This is a genomic window from Kitasatospora sp. NPDC058965, assembly GCF_042741245.1.
Classification (GTDB): Bacteria; Actinomycetota; Actinomycetes; order Streptomycetales; family Streptomycetaceae; genus Kitasatospora.
Window position 1 is genome coordinate 1 of the sequence record NZ_JBHYKG010000125.1, and the last position, 9,307, is coordinate 9,307.

The 9,307-nt window shown below is 72.4% G+C and carries 8 protein-coding genes; 4 read left to right on the plus strand and 4 right to left on the minus strand.

All coding sequences use genetic code 11. The features are described from left to right. A partial coding sequence (locus ACFW1A_RS20965) for a hypothetical protein (protein WP_380410630.1) occupies positions 1-188 on the minus strand: 188 nt, incomplete at its 3' end. 143 nt (positions 189-331) lie between these two features. Here ACFW1A_RS20965 and ACFW1A_RS20970 point away from each other — a divergent pair. The 3 genes from ACFW1A_RS20970 to ACFW1A_RS20980 all read left to right on the plus strand — a co-directional run bounded on the left by ACFW1A_RS20970 (position 332) and on the right by ACFW1A_RS20980 (position 3,322). Then, positions 332-838: a GNAT family N-acetyltransferase gene (locus ACFW1A_RS20970; RefSeq protein WP_380410631.1), complete on the plus strand. Its 507-nt coding sequence runs from the start codon at positions 332-334 to the stop codon at positions 836-838. Positions 839-935: 97 nt separating this feature from the next. Beyond that, a complete protein-coding gene (locus ACFW1A_RS20975; protein WP_380410632.1) occupies positions 936-2,462 on the plus strand; it encodes an MFS transporter in 1,527 nt (508 codons plus the stop codon). A 92-nt stretch (positions 2,463-2,554) separates the two neighbouring features. Next, positions 2,555-3,322 (plus strand): TetR/AcrR family transcriptional regulator, encoded by a 768-nt coding sequence (locus ACFW1A_RS20980; protein ID WP_380410633.1) that lies wholly within the window; start codon positions 2,555-2,557, stop codon positions 3,320-3,322. Between the two features lie 17 nt (positions 3,323-3,339). On the opposite strand, the gene ACFW1A_RS20985 is transcribed toward ACFW1A_RS20980, so the two are convergent. Both ACFW1A_RS20985 and ACFW1A_RS20990 read right to left on the minus strand, forming a co-directional pair. Next, entirely contained in the window at positions 3,340-4,869 is a 1,530-nt protein-coding gene (locus ACFW1A_RS20985) for a helix-turn-helix domain-containing protein (protein WP_380410634.1), read from the minus strand. A gap of 89 nt (positions 4,870-4,958) precedes the next feature. Continuing rightward, positions 4,959-7,541 (minus strand): FHA domain-containing protein, encoded by a 2,583-nt coding sequence (locus ACFW1A_RS20990; protein ID WP_380410635.1) that lies wholly within the window; start codon positions 7,539-7,541, stop codon positions 4,959-4,961. A 245-nt stretch (positions 7,542-7,786) separates the two neighbouring features. Between ACFW1A_RS20990 and serB the strand changes: the two genes are divergently transcribed. Next, positions 7,787-9,034: a phosphoserine phosphatase SerB gene (serB, locus tag ACFW1A_RS20995; RefSeq protein WP_380410636.1), complete on the plus strand. Its 1,248-nt coding sequence runs from the start codon at positions 7,787-7,789 to the stop codon at positions 9,032-9,034. A 6-nt stretch (positions 9,035-9,040) separates the two neighbouring features. Here the strand turns inward: serB and ACFW1A_RS21000 are convergent, their stop codons facing one another. Then, positions 9,041-9,220, minus strand: a complete 180-nt coding sequence (locus ACFW1A_RS21000) for a hypothetical protein (RefSeq protein WP_380410637.1) — start codon at positions 9,218-9,220, stop codon at positions 9,041-9,043. Positions 9,221-9,307: the final 87 nt, after the last annotated feature.

A 9,307-nucleotide genomic window follows, 5' to 3' on the forward strand; every position in this document is an offset into this window, starting at 1 on the left:
GGGTGCGGGGCCGGGCGGGCCCCGCCCGGCCCGCCGGCGCCCAGCGCGATCCGGCGGGCCGCGGCGATCACCTCGGCCGCGCCGGCCGGCGGCACCCGCAGGCCCGGCTCGCCCGGCAGCGCACCCGGCGACTCGGCCAGCCAGTCGGCGATCAGCTGCCGCGTGCCGGCCGCTGCGTCCTGGGACATTCCCCCGACCCTCTCCCCCGTCCCTCGACTCCCCCTGTCCCCCGACCGGTCCGAGGGTGCCGTCCAGTAGTAGGGACGGTACCGGCTGTGCTCCGGGTTCACCCGGAATTTCGCCCTCCGCGCAGGCCGTTAGGGTGCAGCGCATGATTCGTCTCGAACTCTGGACCGACAGCGACCTGGACCTGCTCCGGCTGATCAACACCCCCGGGATGCGCGCGCACGTGGGCGGGGCGGAGAGCCCCGAGGCGCTGCTGGTGCGCCACCGGCGCTACCTGGACTTCCCCGGGCAGGGCGTCGGCGCGATGTTCAAGGTGGTGCTGGCCGACACCGGCGAGGCGGTCGGCAGCGTGGGCTGCGTGCGCCGCCGGTGGCAGGGGGCGGAGGTGTTCGAGATGGGCTGGAACGTGCTCCCGCCGTTCCAGGGCCGCGGCATCGCCGTGCACGCCGCCCGGGCCGGTGCCGCCTGGGCCGCCGGCCAGGGCGCACCGCGCCGGCTGCACGCGTTCCCGTCGGTGGACAACGCCGCCTCCAACCGGGTCTGCGCCCGGGTGGGCTTCGAGCTGCAGGGCGAGTGCGACTTCGAGTACCCGCCGGGGCGGTTCATGCGCAGCCACGACTGGCGGCTGGAGCTGACCGGCCGTCAGGACTGAGCCCGGACCGCCGGGAAACCCCTTGCCGGGCGTCGGCTATACGGTGTACAACGCTTCTACACCGTATAGCCGACGACTGCTCCAGGGGGACCCCCGCATGTCCGACAGCGCACCACCGCCCGCGCCGGCCCGCCGCCCCGACCGCTGGCTGGTGCTCGCCGTGATCTGCCTGGCGCAGCTCGTGGTGATCCTCGACAACACGATCCTCAACGTCGCCGTCCCCTCACTCACCCGGGAGCTCGGCGCCAGCACCGCGCAGACCCAGTGGGTGGTCGGCGCCTACTCGCTCGCCCAGGCCGGGCTGCTGATCGCGGCCGGCGGCATGGGCGACCGCTACGGGCGCAAGAAGGTCCAGCTGATCGGGCTGGCGCTGTTCGGCATCGGCTCGCTCGGCGCCTCGCTGGCCGGCAGCCCGGGCGAGCTGATCGCGGCCCGGGCCGGCATGGGTGTGGGCGGAAGCCTGCTGCTGGCCACCAGCCTGGCCATCGTGGTGCGCACCTTCGACCAGGACGAGCAGCCCAAGGCGATCGCCGCCTGGACCGCGATCGCCTCGCTCGGTGTGGCGCTCGGCCCGGTGATCGGCGGCGTCCTGCTGGCCCACTTCTGGTGGGGCTCGGTCTTCCTGGTCAACCTCCCGGTGGCCGCCGTCGGCCTGGTCGCGGTGGCCCGGCTGGTGCCCGAGTCCAAGGACCCGCGCGGCGAGCGCCCGGACCTGCCGGGCGTGGTGCTCTCCACCGCCGGCATGGTCGGCCTGGTCTACGCGATCATCCAGGGCCCGGGCGCCGGCTGGACCGCCCCGCGCACCCTGCTGGCCGGGGGCCTGGGCCTGCTCTTCCTGCTCGCCTTCGTGCTCTGGGAGCGCCGGATCGAGCACCCGCTGCTGGACCTGGCCTTCTTCCGCGACGCCCGGTTCCGCGGCGCCATGTCCGGTGGCGTGCTGGTCAGCTTCGGCATGGGCGGCTCGCTCTTCCTGCTCACCCAGCACCTGCAGTTCGTGCTGGGCTACGGCCCGCTGAAGGCGGGTCTGGCCACCGCGCCGATGGCGCTGACGGTGGTCGCGCTCAACCTCACCGGGGTGGGCATGCGGCTGACCATGAAGCTCCGGCCGCCGGTCGCGATCGCGCTGGGCCTGTCCCTGCTGGCCGCCGGGCTGGCCGCGATCGCCGAGTTCGGGCACGGCGGTTCCTACCCGGGCATCCTGCTCGGCCTGGTGCTGATCGGGGCCGGCGCGGCCTGCGCCCAGCCGGCCATGGCCGGCTCGATCATGAGCTCGATCCCGCCGGAGAAGGCCGGCATCGGCTCCGGACTGATGGGCACGCTGAGCGAGCTGGGCAACTCGCTGGGCGTCGCGGTGCTCGGCGCGGTGCTCACCGCCGGGTTCGCCGGCGCGCTGCCGGCCGGCCTGCCCGACTCGGCCGCGCGCTCCCTGCCGGGGGCGCTGGCGGCGGCCGGGCCCGACCGGGCCCCGCAGGTGCGCACCGCGTTCGCCGACAACCTGACCGACAGCCAGCTGATCGGCGCGGTCGCGGTGCTGGTCGGCGGGGTGCTGGCGGCCTGGCTGCTGAGCCGGGCGGCCAAGCAGCCGGTGCCGGCGGCCGAGCCGGCCCCCGTCCGGGCGGGCTGATCCGCCGGGATCGGCGCAGGCTCTACGATCGCAGCACGGCCGCCCGCCCGGCGCGGACCGGCCGTGCAGCGGTACCCGGACCCGAAGGACAGATGACGCCCATGGCAGGCAAGGCCGAGCAGCCCCACGACCCCGCCGTGAGCGTGTGGCTCGCCCCACCCAGGCCGCCCGGGCGCGGCACCGCGCCCAGCGGGCTGAGCCGGGAGAAGATCGTCGCCAGCACGCTCGACCTGCTGGACGCCGACGGGCTGCGCGCCTTCTCGATGCGCCGGCTGGCCGCCGAGCTGGAGGTCACCGCGATGTCGGTGTACTGGTACGTCGACAACAAGGAGCAGCTGCTCGAACTGGCCCTGGACGCGGCCTTCGGCGACATGGCCGTGCCGCCGCTGGAGGACCACGGCGACTGGCGCCGGCACGTCTACGTGATGGCGCACCAGTACCGCCGGTGCTTCCTGCGCCACCCCTGGGCGACCGAGCTGATCGGCCGCTACCTGGCCATCGGCCCGAACGCGATGCTGATGTCGACCAGCGCGGTCAGCGCCCTCGCCGCCACCGGGCTGACCGGCGACGCGCTCGGCGGCGCGCTCGCCCTGGTCTTCCAGTACACCTACGGCTTCGCGCTGAACGAGGCGCAGTGGGCCCGCCGGATCACGCTGTCCGGCGCCGGCGAGGACGAGCTGCACCAGCAGCTGATGGGCGTGCTGACGGCCCACGACTCCCGGTACGCCGAGTGGGAGAAGCAGCTCGGCCACGACCGCCGCGGCTCGGTGGAGACCAGCCGCAACCGCCAGTTCGACGCCGGCCTGGAGATGGCGATGGCGGGCATCGAGGCCGCCATCGCCGGTCTCGGCGGGAGCTGAGCCCCGCCCGGCGGCCGCTAGATGTCGCGGAAGGTCTCGATCTGCGCGCCGATCGAGTTCAGCCGGTCCGCCAGCTCCTCGTAGCCGCGGTTGATCACGTAGACGTTGCGCAGCACCGAGGTGCCCTCGGTGGCCAGCATCGCCAGCAGCACCACCACCGCCGGGCGCAGCGCCGGCGGGCAGACCATCTCGGCCGCCCGCCAGCGGGTCGGGCCCTCGACCAGCACCCGGTGCGGGTCCATCAGCTGCACGTTGGCGCCCAGCCGGGTCAGCTCGGTCAGGTAGATCGCGCGGTTGTCGTAGACCCAGTCGTGGATCAGCGTGGAGCCCTGCGCGGTGGCCGCGATGGCCGCGAAGAAGGGCACGTTGTCGATGTTGATGCCGGGGAACGGCATCGGGTGGATCTTGTCGATGGCCGCGCGCAGCTTGGACGGGCGCACCGTCAGGTCGACCAGCCGGGTGCGGCCGTTGTCGGCGTGGTACTCCGGGCCCCGGTCGTAGTCCAGGCCCATCTCCTCCAGCACCGCCAGCTCGATCTCCAGGAACTCCACCGGCGCCCGGCGCACCGTCAGCTCGGAGCCGGTGACCACCGCGGCGGCCAGCAGGCTCATCGCCTCCACCGGGTCCTCGCTGGGCGCGTAGTCCACGTCGCAGCCGATCTCGGCCAGGCCGTGCACGGTGAGCGTGGTGGTGCCGATGCCGTCGATCCGCACGCCGAGCTTCTCCAGGAAGAAGCACAGGTCCTGGACCATGTAGTTGGGGCTGGCGTTGCGGATCACCGAGACGCCGTCGTGCCGGGCGGCGGCCAGCAGCGCGTTCTCGGTCACCGTGTCGCCGCGCTCGGTCAGCACGATCGGGCGCTGCGGGCTGACCGAGCGGTCCACCTCGGCGTGGTAGACGCCGGTGGTGGCGGTGACCTCCAGGCCGAACCGGCGCAGTGCGGCCATGTGCGGCTCCACCGTGCGGGTGCCCAGGTCGCAGCCGCCGGCGTAGGGCAGCTTGAACCGGTCGACCCGGTGCATCAGCGGGCCGAGGAACATCAGCACCGAGCGGGTGCGGCGGGCCGCGTCCTGGTCCATCGCGGCCAGGTCCAGCTCGGCCGGCGGGGTGATCTCCAGGTCGGCGCCGTCGTTGATCCAGCGGGTCTTCACGCCGATGCTGTTCAGCACCTCCAGCAGCCGGTAGACCTCCTCGATCCGGGCCACCCGGCGCAGCGTGGTCCGACCGGTGGTCAGCAGCGAGGCGCAGAGCAGCGCGACGCAGGCGTTCTTGCTGGTCTTGACGTCGATGGAGCCGGACAGCCGACGCCCGCCGACCACCCGCAGGTGCATCGGACCGGCGTAGCCGAGCGAGACGATCTCGCTGTCCAGCGCCTCACCGATCCGAGCGATCATCTCAAGGCTGATGTTCTGGCCACCGTTTTCGATCCGGTTGACCGCACTCTGGCTGGTGCCGAGCGCCGTGCCCAACTCCGCCTGCGTCCAACCGCGGTGCTTGCGGGCGTCGCGGATGAGCTTGCCGATGCGCATGAGGTAGTCATCTGCCATGGCGAGACGATATCTCATCTGTGAGATACGCAGACGGGCGGTACCCCCCGTTCGGGGGTACCGCCCGCATCGGTGCAGGTGAGGACGCGTCAGCCCTTCTGCATGACCTCCGGCTCGTGCCGGCGCAGCAGCCGCAGCACCAGGAAGGCCAGCGCGGTCGACAGCACCACCAGCATCCCGGCGTCGATCGACCACTGGGCCACGCTGTGCGTCCACAGGCCGTCGTGCTCGTTCATGTGGGCCGGGTCCAGGATCATCAGGTGCCCGAGGTCCACCGTGGTGCCCACCACTCCGACGCCCCAGCGGGCCGGCATCAGCCAGGCGAACTGAGCCAGGCCGGCCTTGTCGAAGAGCTGGAAGAGGCAGCCGGTGAAGACCACCTGGATGATCGCGAACATCACCAGCAGCGGCATGGTCTTCTCGGCGGTCTTCACCAGCGCGGAGATCACCAGGCCGAACATCATCGAGGCGAAGCTCAGCAGGATGATGCCGATCGCCATCTCGATCGCCGGCGCGCCCTTGATGATCAGGCCCTCGGTCGGCAGCTTGCGGGTGGAGAAGCCGACCGCCGCGATGATCGTGCCCTGCAGCAGGCTGAAGAAGCCGAGCACGATGATCTTCGAGACCAGGTAGGCGCTGCGGGACAACCCGGTCGCGCGTTCCCGTTCGTAGATCGCCCGTTCCTTGATCAGCTCACGGACCGAGTTGGCCGCGCCGGAGAAGCAGGCCCCGATCGCCAGCACCAGCATGATCGTGCCGGCCGCGTTGTTGGAGCCGCCCCTGGGATTGGGCTGCAGGCCGTAGCTGGCCGGCACCACGGTGGAGACCACGCCCAGCACCGCGGGCAGCAGCACCGACAGCGCCATGAACCCCTTGTCCGAACCGATCACCGACAGGTAGCGGCGGATCAGCGTCCACAGCTGCGAGCCCCAGCTCTGCGGCTTGGGCGGGATGATCGGCTGGTGCTGCACCGGCGCCTGCTGCACGGCCACCGCGTCCACGTCCGCGGAGTACTGCTGGTAGTGCACCGAGCCCTTGTAGCGGCCGGCCCAGTCGTGGTCCGGGTAGTTCTCGAACGCCTGGAAGACGTCCGCCCAGGTCTCGTAGCCGAAGAAGTGCAGCGCCTCGTCCGGCGGGCCGAAGTAGGCCACCGAACCGCCCGGCGCCATCACCAGCAGCCGGTCGCAGAGCGCGAGTTCGGCCACCGAGTGGGTGACGACCAGGATCGTCCGGCCGTCGTCGGCCAGACCGCGCAGCATCTGCATGACCTCGCGGTCCATGCCCGGGTCCAGGCCCGAGGTGGGCTCGTCCAGGAAGATCAGCGAGGGCTTGGTGAGCAGCTCCAGGGCGACCGACACGCGCTTCTGCTGGCCGCCGGAGAGCGCGGTGATCCGGTTCTCGGCGCGCTTGTCCAGGCGCAGCTCGTAGAGCACCTCGTCGATCCGGCGGTTGCGCTCCTCCGGCTCGGTGTCGCCCGGGAAGCGCAGCTGGGCCGCGTACTTCAGGCCGGTGCGGACGGTCAGCTCCTTGTGCAGGATCTCCGACTGCGGCACCAGGCCGATGCGCTGGCGCAGCTCGGCGAACTGCTTGTAGAGGTTGCGGCCGTCGTAGAGCACCTCGCCGCGGTCGGCCGGGCGGTAGCCGGTCAGCGCGCGCAGCAGGGTGGACTTGCCGGAGCCGGAGGGGCCGATCACCGCGATCAGCGACTTCTCCGGGACGCCGAAGCTGACGTCGTTGAGCAGGATCTTCTTGGCGCCCTTGTGCTCCACCTCGACGGTCAGGTGGTGCGCCGAGAAGGAGACCGGGCCGTTGTCGATGAACTCCTGCAGCTGGTCGCCGACCAGCTGGAAGGAGGAGTGACCGACCGTCAGCCGGTCCTGCGGCCCGAGCAGCTGGCGCTGCACCGGCTGGCCGTTGACGAAGATCCCGTTGTGCGAGCCGAGGTCGACGATCTCGTACCGGCCGTCGGCCAGCTGGCGCAGCTCCGCGTGGTGCCGGGAGACCTGCAGGTCGGAGACGACGATGTCGTTGTCCAGCGCGCGGCCGATCCGGATGATCCGCATCCCGGCGGTGAGGTTGCGGATCATCGTGGGGTTGCGCTCGCTGCCGCTGCCCGCGCCGCCGCCGACCCCGCGGCCGAAGTCCTGCGCCGGGGCGGCCTGCTGATAGGCCGGCGGCTGGGCCTGGGCCTGCTGCTGGTAGGCCTGGACCGGCGGCTGCTGGTACTGCTGCTGGTGCGGGATCGGCTGCTGCACCTGCTGCGGCTGCTGCTGGTACTGCTGCTGGTAGGCCGCCGGCTGGGCCGGCTGCTGCCAGCCCTGCGCGGCCGGGGTCTGGTGGCGGTGGGTCTCCGCCTCGTGCACGCTCGGCGGCGCCGCGGCCGGCGCCGCGAAGGCGAGCCGGGGACCGTTCTCGGCGTTGCCCAGGGTGAGCACCGTGCCGGGGTGGAGCTGCACGTGCTGGGTGCGCGCCCCGCCGGCGAAGGTGCCGTTGGTGCTGCCGTGGTCCTCCAGCTGCCAGGCGGCGCCGTTGAACGAGATGGTGGCGTGCCGCCAGGAGACCCTGGCGTCGTCGAAGGGGAAGTCCGCCTGCGGATCCCGCCCGATGGTGTAGGACTGTCCCGGCTCCAACGTCCGGTGCTGCCCGTTGATCTCAAGTACGAGTTGCGGCACTGTCCGCCTGCCCCGCTCTCTCGGTCCCCCGATGGCTTCCCCGTTCTCGGGGAGTGAGGAATATCGCGTCTGACGGGGGGTAATCATTCCAGCTCGGCCGAGAGCCCGGAAAGCCGGGCCCGAGGACTGTGACCAGGCGGCAACGTTCCCGTCCGCACCACCGGGGCGCCGCCTGGCCCGACCCCGTCCACGGTGCGGACGGCATCCTGTTCCGGCCGCCGCGGCCCGGTAGCGTGGGCGTCACCATGAACACGTCCCCCCCGCAGCCCCCGCAGCCCCGGCCCGACGACGAGCGCACCCTGCTGGTCAAGGTGTTCGGCAAGGACCGTCCCGGCATCACCACCGGCCTGTTCGCCACGCTGGCCGGCTTCGAGGTCGACGTGATCGACATCGAACAGGTCGTCACCCGGGGCCGGATAACGCTCTGCGCCCTGGTCACCCCGCCGGCCGGCGGCGCCCCCGGCGCGGAGGGCGCGCTGCGCGCCACCGTGCACAAGTGGGCCGAGGACCACAAGCTCCAGGCCGAGATCATCTCCGGCACCGGTGACAACCGCCCGCGCGCCGAGGGCCGCTCGCACGTCACCGTGCTCGGCCACCCGCTGACCGCGGCCGCCGTCTCCGCGCTGACCTCCCGGGTCACCGAGCTGAACGGCAACATCGACCGCGTCTTCCGCCTCGCCAAGTACCCGGTGACCGCGGTCGAGCTGGCGGTCTCGGGCGTGGCCACCGAGCGGCTGCGCGCCGCACTGGCGGTGGAGGCGGCCGCCCAGCAGATGGACGTCGCGGTGGTCGCGGCCGGGCTGGAGCGGCGGGCCAAGCGCCTGGTGGTGATGGACGTGGACTCCACCCTGATCCAGGACGAGGTGATCGAGCTCTTCGCCGCGCACGCCGGCTGCGAGGCCGAGGTGGCCGAGGTGACCGCCGCCGCGATGCGCGGCGAGCTGGACTTCGCCGAGTCGCTGCGGGCCCGGGTCGCGCTGCTGGCCGGCCTGGACGCCGGGGTGGTGGAGAAGGTCCGCACCGAGGTCCGGCTCACCCCGGGCGCCCGCACCCTGATCCGCACCCTGCAGCGGCTCGGCTACCAGGTGGGCATCGTCTCCGGCGGCTTCACCCAGGTGACCGACTACCTGGTCGAGCTGCTCGGGCTGGACTTCGCGGCCGCCAACACCCTGGAGGTGGCGGACGGCCGCTTCACCGGCCGGGTCACCGGCGAGATCGTGGACCGGGCGGGCAAGGCGCGCTGGCTGACCCGGTTCGCCGAGCAGGCCAAGGTCCCGCTGGAGCAGACGGTGGCGATCGGCGACGGCGCCAACGACCTCGACATGCTCAACACGGCCGGCCTCGGCGTGGCGTTCAACGCCAAGCCGGTGGTCCGCGAGGCCGCCGACACCGCGCTGAACGTGCCGTTCCTGGACACCGTGCTCTACCTGCTCGGCATCACCCGCGAAGAGGTCGAGGCTGCCGACGAGCTGCACGGCACCCCGGCCGAGTGACGCCGGTCAGTCCCTGGGCGGCACCCAGTAGCTGACCAGCTTGGCGACCCCTGGTTCCACGGCGGACCAGGGGTCGTCGAACGTGAGCACCGCGATCCCGGCGGTCGGGAAGCCGCGTTGGCGCAGCTGGCCCAGTTCGTCGCCCAGGCTCTCGTCGCCGGCCAGCACCTCGACCAGGTTCTGCACCCCGGGGTTGTGGGGGGCCCCCCGCCGGGAGGCCCACACCCCGCGGGGGGGATGTTTCACCACCAAGATATAACCGGCCCGCGCGGA